Origin of the sequence: Paraburkholderia sp. USG1, assembly GCF_031570135.1 — a bacterium.
Classification (GTDB): domain Bacteria; phylum Pseudomonadota; class Gammaproteobacteria; order Burkholderiales; family Burkholderiaceae; genus Paraburkholderia; species Paraburkholderia dioscoreae.
The window spans coordinates 51,690-67,559 of the sequence record NZ_JAMWXW010000020.1 but is presented as its reverse complement, the minus strand read 5'-3'; the positions used below and the strand labels follow the sequence as shown (position 1 = coordinate 67,559).

11 protein-coding genes are annotated in these 15,870 nt (G+C 63.8%); 5 read left to right on the top strand and 6 right to left on the bottom strand.

Features of this window, described 5'->3' with window-relative positions:
• Positions 1-89: 89 nt before the first annotated feature.
• The 3 genes from NE850_RS24945 to NE850_RS24935 form a co-directional block, all read right to left on the bottom strand.
• A complete protein-coding gene (locus NE850_RS24945; RefSeq protein WP_007181988.1) occupies positions 90-1,268 on the bottom strand; it encodes an acetyl-CoA C-acyltransferase in 1,179 nt (392 codons plus the stop codon).
• 170 nt (positions 1,269-1,438) lie between these two features.
• Positions 1,439-3,523 (bottom strand): 3-hydroxyacyl-CoA dehydrogenase NAD-binding domain-containing protein, encoded by a 2,085-nt coding sequence (locus NE850_RS24940; protein WP_007181989.1) that lies wholly within the window; start codon positions 3,521-3,523, stop codon positions 1,439-1,441.
• Positions 3,524-3,682: 159 nt separating this feature from the next.
• Complete coding sequence (locus tag NE850_RS24935) at positions 3,683-5,374, bottom strand: 3-(methylthio)propionyl-CoA ligase (protein ID WP_007181990.1); 1,692 nt, start codon at positions 5,372-5,374, stop codon at positions 3,683-3,685.
• Positions 5,375-5,569: 195 nt separating this feature from the next.
• On the opposite strand from NE850_RS24935, the gene NE850_RS24930 reads away from it, so the two are divergent.
• The 5 genes from NE850_RS24930 (at position 5,570) to NE850_RS24910 (ending at position 9,487) form a co-directional block, all read left to right on the top strand.
• On the top strand, positions 5,570-7,126 hold the full coding sequence (locus tag NE850_RS24930; protein ID WP_007181991.1) for a YdiU family protein: 1,557 nt from the start codon (positions 5,570-5,572) through the stop codon (positions 7,124-7,126).
• A gap of 132 nt (positions 7,127-7,258) precedes the next feature.
• Positions 7,259-7,681 carry a peptide-methionine (R)-S-oxide reductase MsrB gene (msrB, locus tag NE850_RS24925; protein ID WP_007181992.1) on the top strand — a complete coding sequence of 141 codons (423 nt, stop codon included), beginning with the start codon at positions 7,259-7,261 and terminating at the stop codon, positions 7,679-7,681.
• 162 nt (positions 7,682-7,843) lie between these two features.
• Positions 7,844-8,374 carry a septation protein A gene (locus NE850_RS24920; RefSeq protein ID WP_007181993.1) on the top strand — a complete coding sequence of 177 codons (531 nt, stop codon included), beginning with the start codon at positions 7,844-7,846 and terminating at the stop codon, positions 8,372-8,374.
• A gap of 1 nt (position 8,375) precedes the next feature.
• Entirely contained in the window at positions 8,376-8,696 is a 321-nt protein-coding gene (locus NE850_RS24915; RefSeq protein ID WP_007181994.1) for a BolA family transcriptional regulator, read from the top strand.
• 11 nt (positions 8,697-8,707) lie between these two features.
• Entirely contained in the window at positions 8,708-9,487 is a 780-nt protein-coding gene (locus tag NE850_RS24910; RefSeq protein ID WP_007181995.1) for a peptidylprolyl isomerase, read from the top strand.
• Between the two features lie 154 nt (positions 9,488-9,641).
• On the opposite strand, the gene NE850_RS24905 is transcribed toward NE850_RS24910, so the two are convergent.
• The 3 genes from NE850_RS24905 to purL all read right to left on the bottom strand — a co-directional run bounded on the left by NE850_RS24905 (position 9,642) and on the right by purL (position 15,592).
• Entirely contained in the window at positions 9,642-10,934 is a 1,293-nt protein-coding gene (locus NE850_RS24905) for a HipA domain-containing protein (RefSeq protein ID WP_165185910.1), read from the bottom strand.
• The gene (locus tag NE850_RS24900) at positions 10,924-11,181 is read right to left on the bottom strand and encodes a helix-turn-helix domain-containing protein (protein WP_035518627.1); all 258 of its coding nucleotides are present in this window, start codon (positions 11,179-11,181) and stop codon (positions 10,924-10,926) included. The genes NE850_RS24905 and NE850_RS24900 overlap by 11 nt, the downstream gene beginning before the upstream one ends.
• 325 nt (positions 11,182-11,506) lie before the next feature.
• Positions 11,507-15,592, bottom strand: coding sequence for a phosphoribosylformylglycinamidine synthase (gene purL / locus NE850_RS24895; RefSeq protein ID WP_007181998.1), 4,086 nt, complete (start codon positions 15,590-15,592; stop codon positions 11,507-11,509).
• Positions 15,593-15,870: the final 278 nt, after the last annotated feature.

The window sequence follows — 15,870 nt, the reverse complement described above, 5'->3', positions numbered from 1 at the left end:
GCGCGCAAATAAAAAAGCGGGTGGCGAGGGTTCGTCGCTATCGCGCCGAAGCACACGGCACCCGCCGTTCATCCAGCGTTCGACATGGCTCACACCACCTCGAACAAGCCTGCCGCGCCCTGCCCGCCGCCGATACACATCGTCACGACAACCAGCTTCGCGCCGCGCCGCTTGCCTTCGATCAGCGCATGCCCGGTCAGCCGCGCACCCGACACGCCATACGGATGGCCGACCGCGATCGCGCCGCCGTTCACGTTCAGACGATCCTGCGCAATGCCGAGCTTGTCGGCGCAATACAGCACCTGCACCGCGAACGCTTCGTTCAGCTCCCACAGGTCGATATCCTCGACTTTCAGACCTGCCTGCCTGAGCAGCTTCGGCACCGCGAACACCGGACCGATACCCATCTCGTCCGGCTCGCAACCTGCCACCGCGAAACCACGGAAAATGCCGAGCGGCTGCAGGCCTTCGCGCTCCGCCACCTTCGCGTTCATCACCACGCACGCCGACGCGCCGTCCGAGAACTGGCTCGCGTTGCCGGCCGTGATCACACCGCCAGGCAATGCGGTACGAATCTTCGAGACACCTTCGAGCGTCGTGTCGGCGCGAATGCCCTCGTCGCCGCTCACGGTCACTTCTTTCGTGAAGAGACGTCCGCTCGCTTTATCGGCAACGCCCGCGAGCACAGTCAACGGCACGATCTCGTCCTTGAACCTGCCGGCTTCGAGCGCGGCGGCGGCGCGCTGTTGCGAACGCACGCCGTATTCGTCTTGACGTTCCTTCGAGATCGAATAACGTTTCGCGACGTTCTCGGCGGTCTGCAGCATCGACCAGTAGATTTCCGGCTTGTTTTTGCTGAGCCAGCCTTCGGTCAGCATGTGGTGGTTCATCTCGTTCTGCACGCACGAGATCGACTCCACGCCGCCTGCCACATACACGTCGCCTTCGCCCGCAATCACGCGTTGCGCGGCCAGCGCGATAGTTTGCAATCCCGAGGAACAGAAACGGTTCACTGTCATGCCCGGCACGCTGACCGGCAAACCGGCGCGCAGCGCGATCTGCCGCGCGATGTTCATGCCCGTCGCGCCTTCCGGATTGGCGCAGCCCATGATCACGTCCTCGACGCGCGCCGGGTCGAGCTTAGCGCGCTCGACGGCAGCCTGCGTCACATGGCCGCCGAGCGTCGCGCCGTGCGTCATGTTGAAACCGCCGCGCCATGATTTGGCAAGGCCTGTGCGGGCGGTCGATACGATTACGGCGTCAGTCATGCGTGTCTCCTGTGTCGATCAGCGTTGGCGTGTCGACCGGAGTCAATGCTTCGACACCGACTCCGGTCCCACGCAGCGCGCTCTGATCCCATACAAGTTGTGTCGAGGGTGGCGCGCTGGCGAATCGATCACCGCATGGCACCACCCCAATCTTTCACTCGAACGGCAACTCAGCCGTTGAACCCGCGTCCCTCGCGCGCCAGTGCCGCGATGCCCGGCGCCAGTTGCCAGGCATCGCCGTTCGGCTGCGCGGCATAGCGGCGAATCGCGCGCTCGACGTTGTAGAGGCCGACCGTGTCCGCATACAGCATCGGGCCGCCGCGATAGAGCGGAAAGCCGTAGCCGGTCAGATAGACCATGTCGATGTCCGACGCCTTCGACGCAATACCCTCTTCGAGAATTTTCGCGCCTTCGTTCACGAGCGCGAACACGAGGCGCTCGACGATTTCCTCGTCGCTGATCTTGCGGCGCTCGGCGTTGGCTTCCTTCGAAAACGCGACGATCATGTCATCGACCACCTTCGACGGATACGCGGTGCGATCGCCCGCCTTGTAGTCGTACCAGCCGCCGCCCGTCTTCTGGCCGAAACGCCCTGTCTCGCAGAGACGGTCGGCGATCTTCGAGTAGTGCATGTCGGGATGTTCCTGATAGCGGCGCTTGCGGATCGCCCAGCCGATGTCGTTGCCAGCCAGATCGCTCATGCGGAACGGCCCCATCGCGAAGCCGAACTTTTCGATCGCGCGATCCACCTGCGCGGGCAGCACGCCTTCTTCGAGCATGAAGAGCGCCTGACGGATGTACTGCTCGATCATCCGGTTGCCGATGAAACCGTCGCACACGCCCGAGACCACGGCGGTTTTGCGGATCTTTTTGGCAAGCTTCATGACCGTGGCGAGCACGTCTTTGGCCGTCTCCTTGCCGCGCACGACTTCGAGCAGCTTCATCACGTTGGCCGGGCTGAAGAAGTGCATGCCGACCACGTCCTGCGGACGCTTCGTGAAAGCGGCGATCTTGTCGACGTCGAGCGTGGAGGTGTTCGAGGCGAGGATCGCGCCTGGCTTTGCCACTTCGTCCAGACGCCTGAACACCTGTTCTTTCACGCCGAGTTCCTCGAACACCGCTTCGACGATCAGGTCGGCGTTTTTCAGGTCGTCATAGGAAAGCGTGGGCGTGATCAGCGCCATGCGCTGTTCGAGCGCTTCGGGCTTGAGCTTGCCCTTCCTGACGCTCGCTTCGTAGTTCTTGCGAATGGTCGCGAGGCCGCGATCCAGCGCTTCCTGTTTCGTTTCCAGCAGCGTGACCGGAATGCCCGCGTTGATGAAGTTCATCGCGATGCCGCCGCCCATCGTGCCCGCGCCGATCACGGCCACCTGGTCGATGTCGCGCACCGGCGTGTCGGACGGCACATCGGGAATCTTGCTCGCCGCGCGTTCACCGAAGAATGCGTGACGCAGCGCGCGGCTTTCCGGCGTCTGCACGAGCGCGACAAAGCATTCGCGTTCGAACGCGAGGCCCTTGTCGAAGCCGTTCTGCACGCCCGCTTCCACGGCGTCGATACATTTGTGCGGGGCAGGCAAATGCTTCGCGACCGCTGCCACGCTATTGCGCGCGAACTGGATGAAGCCGGCGGCGTTCGGATGCTCGATCTTGCGGTCGCGCACCTTCGGATGCGGGCCTTCTTTTGCACCGACCTTGCGGGCAAATGCCAGCGCTGCTTCGGCCAGATCGCCTTGCGCGAGTTCATCGAACAAGCCGGAGTCAGCGAGTTTCTCCGACATCACGGGCGTGCCGGAGACGATCATGTTGAGCGCGGCTTCGAGACCGATGGCGCGCGGCAGACGCTGCGTGCCGCCCGCGCCCGGCAGAATGCCGAGCTTCACTTCCGGCAGCGCGATCTGCGCGCCGGGTGCGGCCACGCGGTAATGCGCGCCGAGCGCGAGTTCTAGACCGCCGCCCATCGCGACGCTGTGAATCGCCGCGACCACCGGCTTCGCGCTGCCTTCCACGGTCCTGATGACGGTGGCGAGCGTCGGCTCCTGAGTCGCTTTCGGCGTATTGAACTCGGTGATGTCCGCGCCGCCCGAGAAAGCTTTGCCCGCGCCCGTCAGCACGATCGCCTTGATGGCCGGATCGTTCTGCGCGCGCTCGATCCCCTCGACGATGCCGGCTCGCGTCGACAGGCCGAGACCGTTGACGGGAGGATTGTTCAGCGTGATGACGGCCACGCCGTCATGGGTTGTGTAGTCCACTGCCATCTGCCTGCCTCCATGCGATCCATGCAATAAGGCGACGCGCTGGCGCGCCGCCCTTCCGGTTCATTGGGTCGGACTATCGGTCCGACTCATTGTCGGACGAATTGTCGTTTGACGCCGGGGTCAGCAGGCAGAATACACAGAAAAGCACGCTCGTTCAATTTATCGGGAGACGGGGTTTCCCCTGGCAAGCGGTGTCAGCGGGCAGTCCTTTTCTTCCTCCAGCGCGGACGGCAGAACATGGTCGCGGAAAATGTCGCGCAACTTGAGTTTCTGCAGCTTGCCGGTTGCCGTGTGCGGCAGTTCGTCGACGAAGGCGACGTCGTCGGGAATCCACCATTTGGCGACCTTGCCTTCGTAGAAGGCGATCAGCTCATCGCGCGTCACGTCGAAGCCGGGGCGCTTGACGACCACCAGCAGCGGCCGCTCGGTCCATTTCGGATGCGCACACGCAATGCACGCCGCCTCGGCCACGGCCGGATGCGCGATCGCCACGTTTTCGATGTCGATCGAACTGATCCATTCGCCGCCGGACTTGATCACGTCTTTCGAGCGGTCCGTGATATGCAGAAAGCTGTCGCGGTCGATGGTGGCGACGTCGCCGGTGGGAAACCAGCCGTCCACCAGCGGCGAGTCGTCCTTGCGGAAATACCGGTCGATCACCCACGGCCCGCGCACGTGCAGATCGCCGAACGCCACGCCGTCCCACGGCAGTTCGCTGCCGTCTTCGCCGACGATCTTCATATCGACGCCATAGAGCACGTGCCCCTGCTTCTCCAGCAATTTGCGCTGCTCTTCCAGCGGACGCTGGCTTTGCTCCCACGTCAGTTTGGACAGCGTGCCGAGCGGCGACATCTCGGTCATGCCCCATGCATGGATCACCTGCACGCCGTAGTCGTCCTCGAACGTGCGCAGCATGGCCGGCGGACACGCCGAGCCGCCGATCACCGTGCGATTGAGCGACGAAAACCGCCCCTTCGCCTCGCGCAGATAGTTGAGCAGGCCGAGCCACACGGTCGGCACGCCGGCCGAATATGTGACGCGTTCGCTTTCCATCAGTTCGTACAGCGACTTGCCGTCGAGATCCTTGCCGGGGAACACCAGCTTCGCGCCGGTCAGCGGCGCAGAGTGCGGAATACCCCATGCGTTCACATGAAACATCGGCACGACGGGCAGCACGCAGTCGCGCGCGGAAAGGCTCATGGCGTCGGGCAACGCGGCGCCGAACGCATGCAGCACCGTCGAGCGATGCGAATACAGCGCGCCCTTCGGATTACCGGTGGTGCCGGACGTATAGCAAAGGTATGAAGCCTGGCGCTCGTCGATGGGCGGCCATTCGTAATTGCCGTCCTGCGCGGTGACGAGCGTCTCGTAGCTGAGCACGGGTGTCTGCATGACAGGCAGATGCGCTTCGTCGGCGAGCGCGATCCAGCCGCGCACTTTCGGGCATTGCGGCGCGAGGACGTCGACGAGCGGCGCGAACGTGGTGTCGAACAGCACGTAAGCGTCGTCCGCGTGATTGATGATGTAGGCGATCTGATCGGGAAAGAGACGCGGATTGATCGTGTGGCAGACAGCGCCGAAGCCGGTCGTGCCGTAATACGCTTCCAGATGCCGGTAGCCGTTCCATGCGAGCGTCGCGACCCGTTCGCCGGGTTCGACGCCGAGCGCGATCAAAGCCTGCGCGAGCTGCTTCGCGCGTTTTTCGCAATCGCGATAGGTATAACGATGCAGGTCGCCTTCAATGCGGCGCGACACGATTTCAGTGCTGCCGAAATGCCGCGCGGCATGCGCGAGCAGCGAAGGCACGGTGAGCGGCACGTCCATCATCTGGCCAGCGAGCGGCGTCGTCATCAAGAGTGGTCTCCTCGGCTTGATTGTTTCAATCGGTTTGCAGCTCGGGGGCGCGCCTCAGTCTCAACGCGCCGTCAGCGAAATGCGGAAATCCGGCAAACAGCTACGCGAGGCCCGATTCGGCAACGACAGTGGGCCGGCCAGCAGCTCCGCGGGCGCGGACTTACAATATCGGTTAATCCAGAGGCGCTCAACATGTCGTTTTCCCCAAGCATTGCAGGGTTATCCGGGCCTTTGTCGGCCCTTTCCGATGCGCTCACCACTGCGCCGGAAAGCGCGTTTGCGAGCCTTGGCAGCGTGTTTCTCACGCGCCTGCCGGCGGCGCCGCTCAGCGCGCCATATGTGGTCGGATTTTCCGCGGAAACCGCCGCGCTGCTCGGTTTGGAGCCCGGCATCGAGAACGATCCGGCGTTTGCCGAACTGTTCTCGGGCAATGCCACGCGCGAGTGGCCGGCCGAGGCGCTGCCCTATGCGTCGGTGTATTCGGGCCACCAGTTCGGCGTGTGGGCCGGCCAGCTCGGCGACGGCCGCGCGCTCGGCCTCGGCGAAGTCGAACACGGCGGCCGGCGTTTCGAGCTGCAGCTCAAAGGCGCGGGGCGCACGCCCTATTCGCGCATGGGCGACGGCCGCGCGGTGTTGCGCTCTTCGATCCGCGAGTATCTCTGTTCGGAGGCCATGCATCACCTCGGCATTCCGACCACGCGCGCGCTGTGTGTAGTCGGTTCCGATCAGCCGGTGCGGCGCGAGACAGTCGAAACGGCCGCGGTGGTCACGCGCGTGGCGCCGAGCTTCGTGCGCTTCGGCCACTTCGAGCATTTCTATTCGAACGATCGCACCGATGCGCTGCGCGCGCTCGCCGATCACGTGATCGAACGCTTCTATCCGCATTGCCGCGAAGCCGACGATCCGTATCTCGCGCTGCTGAACGAAGCGGTGCTGTCGACCGCCGACCTGATGGTCGAGTGGCAGGCGGTGGGTTTCTGCCACGGCGTGATGAACACGGACAACATGTCGATCCTTGGTCTGACGATCGACTACGGTCCATTCGGTTTCATGGACGGCTTCGACGCCGGCTACATCTGCAATCACTCCGATTCGCAAGGCCGTTACGCATACAGAATGCAGCCGCAGATCGCCTACTGGAACCTCTTCTGCCTCGCGCAAGGCCTGTTGCCGCTGCTCGGCGAAAAGCACGAAGAAAGCGTGCGCGGCGACAAGGCGATCGAAGACGCGCAGCGTGTGCTCGGCGGCTTCAAGGACCGTTTCGCGCCGGCGCTGGAGCGGCGCATGCGCGCGAAGCTCGGCCTCGAAACCGAACGCGCCGGCGACGACGCGCTCGCCAATCGCCTGTTCGAAGTGATGCACGCCAATCGCGCGGATTTCACGCTGACCTTCCGCAATCTGGCGCGCGTGTCGAAGCACGACGCGAGCGGCGACGCCGCGGTGCGCGATCTGTTCCTCGACCGCGCCGCGTTCGATGCGTGGGTGAACGACTACCGCGCGCGGCTGTCGGAGGAAACACGCGAGGACGCCGCGCGTGCCATTGCAATGAACCGTGTGAACCCCAAATTCGTACTTCGCAATCATCTGGCGGAAACGGCGATCCGCCGCGCGAAAGAGAAGGATTTTTCCGAAGTGGAGCGACTGGCGGCCGTGCTGCGCCGCCCATTCGACGAACAGCCCGAGCACGAAGCGTATGCCGGGCTGCCGCCGGACTGGGCGAGCTCGCTGGAAGTGAGCTGCTCGTCGTAACGCGCTGAAACACCGCTGATTGCGTCTGATTGTGTGTAGCAGGCTTAATGAGCCAATCCGGAGCCGAATCCGCCTGACCTATCCAGCCGCCCCCAGAACAACCCCGAGCCAGCCCGAGACAGGAACCCGACCATGAACAAGCCCGACGACCTCAACACCGACGCCCCCGCCGTGCAGAAAGACGACGCCGAGTGGCGCAAGCAGCTTTCCGATGTCGAATATCAGGTGACGCGCCACGCGGCCACCGAGCGGCCGTTCACGGGCCGCTATCACGACCACTGGGACCGCGGCATCTATGACTGCGTCTGTTGCGGCACGCCGCTGTTCGAATCGGACACCAAGTTCGACGCTGGTTGCGGCTGGCCGAGCTACTTCAAACCGATCAACGGCGAAGTGATCGCCGAGAAGACCGACCGCTCGCACGGCATGTTGCGTATCGAGGTGCAATGCAAGAACTGCGGCGCGCATCTGGGCCACGTGTTCGAAGACGGGCCGGCGCCGACCGGCCTGCGGTACTGTATCAATTCGGCTGCGTTACAATTCGAGCCCAAGTAACGCAGCGCGGAGTCCGGCGCGTTGCCGGCCGGCGCCCGCGTCCAACCAGGCGCGCGCCGGCCGCGACACCCTTCATCCAGCTTGCGAGCCGGTCGAACCGGTCGATCGGCTTCGCACCGCGCCCCTGATCTCCGACCCATTCTCCGATTTCCCGCCCAGATAATGAAATTCCTGTTCGATCTGTTCCCGATCATCCTGTTTTTCGTCGCCTTCAAGATCTGGGGCATTTTCACGGCGACGGCAGTGGCGATCGTCGCCACGCTGGTGCAGATCGCATGGGTGGCTTTCCGCCACCGCAAGGTCGATCCGATGCTGTGGGTGAGCCTCGGCGTAGTCACTGTGTTCGGCGGCGCAACGCTCGTGCTGCACAACGACACGTTCATCAAATGGAAGCCGACCGTGCTGTACTGGGCATTCTCGGTCGCGCTGATCGTCTCGCAACTGGCCTTCAACAAGAACCTGATCGAAGCGATGATGGGCAAGCAGATCACGCTGCCGCACGCGGTCTGGGGCAAGCTGAATGTCGTGTGGGCGGTGTTCTTCGTGCTGCTCGGGCTCGTCAATCTGTTCGTCGCGTACAACTACACGACCGACCAGTGGGTCAATTTCAAGCTGTTCGGCGCGACCGGCTGCCTCGTGGTGTTCATCGTCGGGCAGAGCTTGTGGCTGTCGAAGTATATGAAGGAAGAATGACATGACGAGCAATGCCGATGTATTCATGCACGCCACCACTGCAGAGCGCGCCGCGTTGATCGAGACGCGCCTCGCCGCCGCCCTCGCGCCGGTCACGTCGATCCAGATCACCGACGACAGCGCGCAGCACGCCGGCCACGCCGGTGCCTCGGCCGGCGGTCATTTCAGTGTCACGATCGTGGCTGCCGCATTTGCCGGCAAGGCCCGCGTGGCGCGGCATCGCATGGTGTATGATGCGCTGGCCGATGCCATGCAGCGCGGCATTCACGCCCTTGCAATCACGGCGTACACGCCCGAAGAATTCGCTTTGTTGCCCCGCTAGGAAAATTTTCGATGACCTTGAAGAAAACCCGCCTTTGGGTATTGCTGGCTGCATTTGCAGCCGCACCTGCATTCGCACAGAACATTGCCGTCGTGAACGGCACGCCCATTCCGAAAGCACGTGCCGATGCGCTGATCGATCAACTGGTTCATCAAGGCCAGCAAAATACGCCGCAACTGCAAACGGCCGTGCGCGAAGAACTGGTGAACCGCGAGATCCTGATGCAGGAAGCGCTGCGCCGCGGCCTGCCGAATCGTCCGGACATCAAGGCGCAAATCGCCGTGGCACAGCAAACCGTGGTGCTGCGCGCGCTGATCGAAGACTTCGTGAAGAACAACACGCCGACCGACGCCGAAGTCACCGCGCGCTACAACGCGCTGATCAAGGACGCGGGCGGCAAGGAATATCACCTGCACCACATTCTGGTGGACAACGAGCAGCAGGCCAAAGACCTGATCGCGAAGATCAAGGCCGGCGCGAGCTTCGAAGATCTGGCCAGGCAATACTCGAAGGATCCGGGATCGGGCAAGAACGGCGGCGATCTGGACTGGTCGGACCCGAAGGCTTACGTGCCTGAATTCGCGGACGCGGCCACGCATCTGCAGAAAGGCCAGATGACCGATACGCCGGTGCATACGCAATTCGGCTGGCACATCATTCGTGTCGACGACGTGCGCAACATCACGCCGCCGCCACTGGAGCAGGTACGCCCGCAGATCGTGCAGCAGATCCAGCAGGAAAAGCTGCAAGCGTTCGAAGAAGGTCTGCGTAAGAACGCGAAGATTCAGTAAGCGGGAGCTTGCCGCTGAGAATCAATCGGGTGGCGCTCCGGGTTAGCGCTTCTCCTGATCGACGGTTCTCGATTCTGACGAAGGCGCTGTTCAGTCAATGACTGAACAGCGCCTTTTTCATATGCGATCGACCAAGTCGGTTAAACCGCCGTGCTCATTTGCGCAGCGCTGCGCTCATCTCCGCGAGCGGCATCGCGACGATCGAGTCGAGTAGCCGGACTTCGCCGGCATTCGGCTGCGCGATTTCGTCGACGGCACGCCGCGTGTCCGCCACGCGCGCGTCGAGAATGGCCAGCATGTCATCCAGCAACCTTTCCGAACCTCTTGGCGCGAGATGAAGCGCCTCGCCGAATGCCAGCATGTTCCTTCTGGAAATGTCCGCGAACTGCGTGGCGTCTCCAACGGGCATGGTCAGGTCGCAGCGCGGCCAACGGTCCCGCTGTTGCGGCTGGTAGGTCGGCGTATGGTAGACGACCGTGCTCACCAGATCGTAGAACGGAGCCAGTATGTAGCCGCGCGGGCTGACGAAGAACGACAGGTTTTTCAGATGCGAGTCGGCGTTGCCAATCAGGACGTTGAAGACCGCCCATCGGAATACATCGAGACGCGCCACTGCGCGAGTGCTCGTTTTTTCGATGGCATCACTGAGCACCTGCGCCGTCGCGTTCTGATATTTGAAGCTGCGGTCGTAGTTCAACAACTGCATGGCGTCGACCGTATGGAGGCGCCGGGCCGGTTCAGTGGCCGTATCACGGTCGAAACGATCGATGATGTAGCAGGCCGAAGGCACGCGTAAAAAGTGCGTAGGCGGCACGTTCAAACCCATCGCGCGAGCGAGGCGCATGCAGAAAAATTCGTTGATCGCTGAATGGAGATAGCCCGTGCTTCGCATATCGGGCTTGAGCAGATGCATGGACGGCTCACTCCCCACAGGTTCAAACAACTCGTAATCCGGCGCGGTGCCTCGCAAGGTCAGAAGCAGCTTCTGCTGGGCGCCCGCCGCGGACATGCGTTTGGGCGCCGTAGCGGTGAGCGCGTGATGCGGCATGGCCTGAATGCGCGCCTCCAGATTCGCGTACGACAACGGTTGCAGACCGCCGGATGCCTCGTGTTCAGCCTCGGCGAGCAGCGTCAAGGCTCCAGCCGACTCCCGGCCGTAATGGGCGAGCAGACCCCAGGCATCGCTCGCATCGACCTTGGCCTCGCGAGCGAGCGACATGCGCATTTCCTCTTCAGGCAAGAGGTTGTCGAAGAACCATTGCACTGGCCTTTGGCTCGAGGTGTCGACGAACGGCTGGGCATTCAGAGGAAATGCAGGTGAAAGCGCAAACGCGTCGTCATGACCCAGCCAGTCCTGGTCGTAGGTAAATGACCAGATACCGCTGTCATCGCTTACGATGCCAACGCGCCGGCCATTCGCATAGGCGACGAGCGTTCTAGCGGCCATGAGGGGTCCGTCTGCGATGGAGCGCCTTGGCGGCCGAGGCTGGAGGAATGTCCACGGAAACTTGCGCGTGCAGCCTGATGCCCAGTTCGCCGAGAAGATGCAGCACCTTGCCGATCTGCGCTGTCGGCTTGCCGGCTTCGATATGCGTGATGAACTTGGGGGACAGGCCTGTCGCAATGGCGACATCGTCGCGTGTCAGCCCTTGTGCGAGCCTCGACGCCCGTACGAGATCGCCGAGCGCCGTCATGTCGCCAATGAAAACCTCGGATTGCCGCACTGTTCACCCCTGTACGTTCGTACCCGCTCGGGAACATTATGCCACATGACAGGAAGGGAGGCTTGATCTCGTACCCGATCGGGTACGGAATGATGTGTTAGAAGTCTCGGCAAACCATTTCGTACCCGATCGGGTACGAAGAATAGAAAAATTGCTGACTGCGGCGCTTCACGTACCAGAGCGGATACGGAGCATGTGTCGACAGGTTTGGGCACCGCTGCAAGGCGGCACAGCGTTTTCCACCGCCCGCCCTGCTCACGCCACGCGGCCGCACGGCCCGTGGCACGTCACATCTTCAGCCCAGCCAGCGGCGCGCGTTCTGGAACACGCGCATCCACGGGCTCGCGTCCGTACCGCCCTCGCCCCAGCCTTCCGGATGCCAGCTCATCTGCACCGCGCGATGCACGCGCTCGGTGTGCGGCATCAGCACCGTGAAGCGTCCGTCCGGCGTCGTCACCGACGTGATGCCGTTCGGCGAGCCGTTCGGGTTGAACGGATACTGCTCGGTCGCCTGACCGCGGTGATCGACGTAACGCATTGCTACCGCGACCTTCGACGCATCGCCCTGCTGCGAGAAGTCCGCGTAGCCTTCGCCGTGGGCGATTGCCACCGGAATGCGCGAGCCTTCCATGCCGCTGAAGAAGATCGACGGCGAAGCCTGCACTTCGACCAGCGAGAAGCGCGCTTCGAATTTCTCCGACTTGTTGCGCGTGAACTTCGGCCAGGCTTCGGCGCCCGGAATCATGGAGGCGAGGCTGCTCATCATCTGGCAGCCGTTGCAGATGCCGAGGGCGAACGTGTCTGCGCGGCCGAAGAACGCGGCGAACATGTCGGCCAGTTGCGCGTTGAAGCGGATCGCCTTTGCCCAGCCTTCACCGGCGCCCAGCGTGTCACCGTACGAGAAGCCGCCGCACGCCACCGCGCCGGCGAATTCCGCCAGATTGGCGCGGCCCGCCAGCAGGTCGCTCATGTGCACGTCGTGCGCGTCGAAGCCCGCGCGGTCGAATGCGTAGGCGGTTTCGAGGTGCGAGTTGACACCCTGCTCGCGCAAGATCGCCACGCGCGGACGCGCGCTCCTGCCGATGAACGGCGCGGCGACGTCTTCCGTCGGATCGAAACTCAGCGCCGGGGCGATGCCCGGATCGGCCGCGTCGGAGAGCGCGTCGTATTCGGCGTCGGCGCAAGCCGGGTTGTCGCGCAGACGCGAAATACGCCAGCTCACTTCGCTCCACGTGCGATGCAGTTCGGTGCGTGGAGCTTCGTAAATCTTCTTCGCGTCGCGATAGATTTCAATGGTGTCGCGCTCGTTGATCTTGCCGATCACATGCGAGCACGCCGACAGGCCATGTTCGCGCAACGCGACCAACACCGCGTCGCGCTCGGACGCGCGCACCTGGACGACGGCGCCGAGCTCTTCGTTAAAGAGCGCGCGGATCGTGCGATCTTCGCGGCGGCCGCTGGTCTGCTTCGCCCAGTCTTTGGCGTCGCCGTAGTCGGATTCGTGGCTCGGATCGAGCACCAGCATGTCGACATTCAGCGACACGCCAACGTGCCCCGCGAACGCCATTTCGCACACCGTTGCCCACAGCCCGCCATCCGAACGGTCGTGGTAGGCGAGTAGCTTGCCGTCCTGGTTCAGCGCCTGAATCGCGGCGAAGAAACGCTTCAGATCTTCCGGGTCGTCCACGTCCGGCACCGTATCGCCGACCTGCTGCGTGACCTGCGCGAGAATACTGCCGCCCAGACGATGCTTGCCGCGGCCGAGGTCGATCGCGATCAGCACCGACTCGCCCACGTCGCTCGCGCGGCGCAGTTGCGGCGTGAGGTGGCGGCGCACGTCTTCGACCGGCGCGAATGCCGAGATGATCAGCGAGACCGGGGCGACCACTTCTTTCGCGACGCCGCGGTCTTCCCACTTGGTGCGCATGGACAGCGAATCCTTGCCGACCGGAATGCTGATGCCGAGCGCCGGGCACAATTCCATGCCGATCGCCTTGACCGTGTCGTACAGCGCGGCGTCTTCGCCCGCTGCGCCGCACGCGGCCATCCAGTTGGCCGACAGCTTGAGCTTGTCGAGCGACGCGATCGGCGCCGCCGCGATGTTGGTCACCGCCTCGCCGACCGCCATGCGGCCCGATGCCGGCGCGTCGATCACGGCGAGCGGCGTGCGCTCGGCCATGGTCATGGCTTCGCCGCGAAAGCCCGCGTAGTCCATCGTCGTGATCGCGACGTCGGCCACCGGCACCTGCCACGGGCCGACCATCTGGTCGCGCGCGGTCGTGCCGCCCACCGAGCGGTCGCCGATCGTGATCAGGAACGACTTGCTCGCCACCGTGGGATGACGCAGCACGCTGGTCGCGACATCCGCCAACACGAGGCCGGTGACATCCACCGGTTCGAGCTTCCGCTCGACGCGTTTGACGTCGCGATGCATGCGCGGCGCCTTGCCGAGCAGCACTTCCATTGGCATGTCGACCGGCTGGTGCGCGGTGTCGTCGTTCAGCTCGGAGTCGATCAGCTTGAGTTGACGCTCCGCGGTGGCCGTGCCGATCACGGCAAACGGGCAGCGCTCGCGCTGGCACATGGCCTCGAAGGCCGGCAGATCGGCCGGTGCGATTGCCAGCACGTAGCGTTCTTGCGCTTCGTTCGACCAGATTTCGCGCGGTGACAAGCCGCTCTCTTCCAGTTGAATTTTGCGCAGGTCGAAGCGCGCGCCCTTGCCCGCGCCATCGACCACTTCCGGGAAGGCGTTCGAAAGACCGCCCGCGCCGACGTCGTGAATACTCAGAATCGGGTTCTTCTCACCAAGCTGCCAGCACGCATTGATGACTTCCTGCGCACGGCGCTCGATTTCCGGGTTGCCGCGCTGAACCGAATCGAAATCGAGTTCCGCGGTGTTGGTGCCGGTCGCCATCGAGCTCGCGGCGCCGCCGCCCATGCCGATGCGCATGCCCGGGCCGCCGATCTGGATCAGCAGCGAGCCTTCCGGTAGATCGTGCTTATGCGTGTGCTGGTCCGAAATATTGCCGATGCCGCCGGCGATCATGATCGGCTTGTGATAGCCGCGCACCAGGCCCGCGACGTTCTGCTCGTAGGCGCGGAAATAGCCGCCCAGGTTGGGCCGGCCGAATTCGTTGTTGAACGCGGCGCCGCCGAGCGGACCGTCGATCATGATCTGCAGCGGCGAGGCGATGCGATCGGGTCGGCCGTACGCTTCGTGCTTGTCGTCCGGATTGCGGTGCGCGAGCGGCTGTGCGGCGTCGCGCGCGTTTTCCCACGTCTCGACGCCGTCCGGCAGTTCCAGATTCGACACCGTGAAGCCCGCCAGACCCGCCTTGGGACGCGCGCCGCGGCCCGTCGCGCCTTCGTCGCGGATTTCGCCGCCCGCGCCGGTCGCGGCGCCCGGGAACGGCGAGATCGCGGTCGGGTGGTTATGCGTTTCCACCTTCATCAAGGTGTGGGTGAGTTCGGTGCTGCGGCGGTAGTGCTCGGGCAGCTCACTCGCGCCGAGGTCGGCCGGCGTACGCGGGAACCAGCGCTCGGCCATACCGCCCGCCATGATCGCCGAGTTGTCCGAATAGGCGACGATCGTGCCTTGCGGATTCAGCTTCTCGGTGTTGCGGATCATGTTGAAGAGCGAGATGTCCTGCTTCTCGCCGTCGATCGTCCAATCGGCGTTGAAAATCTTGTGGCGGCAGTGTTCGCTGTTGGCCTGCGCGAACATCATCAGTTCGACGTCGGTCGGGTTGCGTCCGAGCTTCGTGAACGCGTCGACCAGGTAGTCGATTTCGTCGTCGGCCAGCGCGAGGCCCAGTTCCGTGTTCGCCGCGACCAGCGCGCCGCGGCCGCGGCCGAGCACGTCGACGGTTTGCAGCGGCCTGGCCGGCAGTTCGTCGAACAGATGCAGCGCGTGCTCGCGCGAAGGCGACATGCTTTCGGTCATGCGGTCGTGCAGTGCCGCCGCGACGGCCGCGCGGGCTTCGTCGGAGAGCGCCTTCTTGCCGCCCAGCAGGCCGCTTTTCAGCGTCACCGTGTACTCGACGCCGCGCTCGATGCGGCGCACCTGCGTGAGGCCGCACAGATGCGCGATATCCGTTGCCTTGCTGGCCCACGGCGACACCGTGCCGAAACGTGGCACCACGAGGAAGGTCTCGGCGGTGCCGCGCTCCCTGGTTTCTTCGAGCGGATCGCCGTAATGCATCAGCGCTTCGATCTTCGCGTTGTCTTCAGCGGAAAGCGGCGCCTGTGCATTGACGAAGTGCAGATATTGTCCGCGCACGCCGGTGATGTTCGGATCGATGCGCGTAAGCGTTTCGAGCAGGCGGGTTTGACGGAAATCGGAAAGGGCCGAAGCACCGGGGAAACACGAGAAGTGGGCCATGGACTTGACGTTGCGTCGCTAATGATGCCGATGAGTGATGCGGATGAGTCGCGCCGATGAGCCGCGCGTGATGGCGGCGTGAGACGCAAAGGAAGTCCGGGATTATACCTCGGGAACGGGCTTCCAGCGGCCATGCGACGCGTCCGCGTGGCCGGGGGCCGCATGCTCGCGAATGTGTTCTTCCGATACGACATCTCGTCGGCATGCCGATGCTCTAATCGACGCGCAAGTGGGGCAATTCATTCTCCCGGACGCGTCGGCAGCGCTGCGCCACGCGA

Coding starts and splice junctions, on each gene's coding strand:
- NE850_RS24915 (WP_007181994.1), top strand. CDS start 8,376: ATGACGAGCAATGCCGATGTATTCATGCACGCCACCACTGCAGAGCGC.
- NE850_RS24920 (WP_007181993.1), top strand. CDS start 7,844: ATGAAATTCCTGTTCGATCTGTTCCCGATCATCCTGTTTTTCGTCGCC.
- NE850_RS24945 (WP_007181988.1), bottom strand. CDS start 1,268: ATGACTGACGCCGTAATCGTATCGACCGCCCGCACAGGCCTTGCCAAA.
- msrB (WP_007181992.1), top strand. CDS start 7,259: ATGAACAAGCCCGACGACCTCAACACCGACGCCCCCGCCGTGCAGAAA.
- purL (WP_007181998.1), bottom strand. CDS start 15,592: ATGGCCCACTTCTCGTGTTTCCCCGGTGCTTCGGCCCTTTCCGATTTC.
- NE850_RS24930 (WP_007181991.1), top strand. CDS start 5,570: ATGTCGTTTTCCCCAAGCATTGCAGGGTTATCCGGGCCTTTGTCGGCC.
- NE850_RS24905 (WP_165185910.1), bottom strand. CDS start 10,934: ATGGCCGCTAGAACGCTCGTCGCCTATGCGAATGGCCGGCGCGTTGGC.
- NE850_RS24910 (WP_007181995.1), top strand. CDS start 8,708: ATGACCTTGAAGAAAACCCGCCTTTGGGTATTGCTGGCTGCATTTGCA.
- NE850_RS24940 (WP_007181989.1), bottom strand. CDS start 3,523: ATGGCAGTGGACTACACAACCCATGACGGCGTGGCCGTCATCACGCTG.
- NE850_RS24935 (WP_007181990.1), bottom strand. CDS start 5,374: ATGACGACGCCGCTCGCTGGCCAGATGATGGACGTGCCGCTCACCGTG.
- NE850_RS24900 (WP_035518627.1), bottom strand. CDS start 11,181: ATGACGGCGCTCGGCGATCTCGTACGGGCGTCGAGGCTCGCACAAGGG.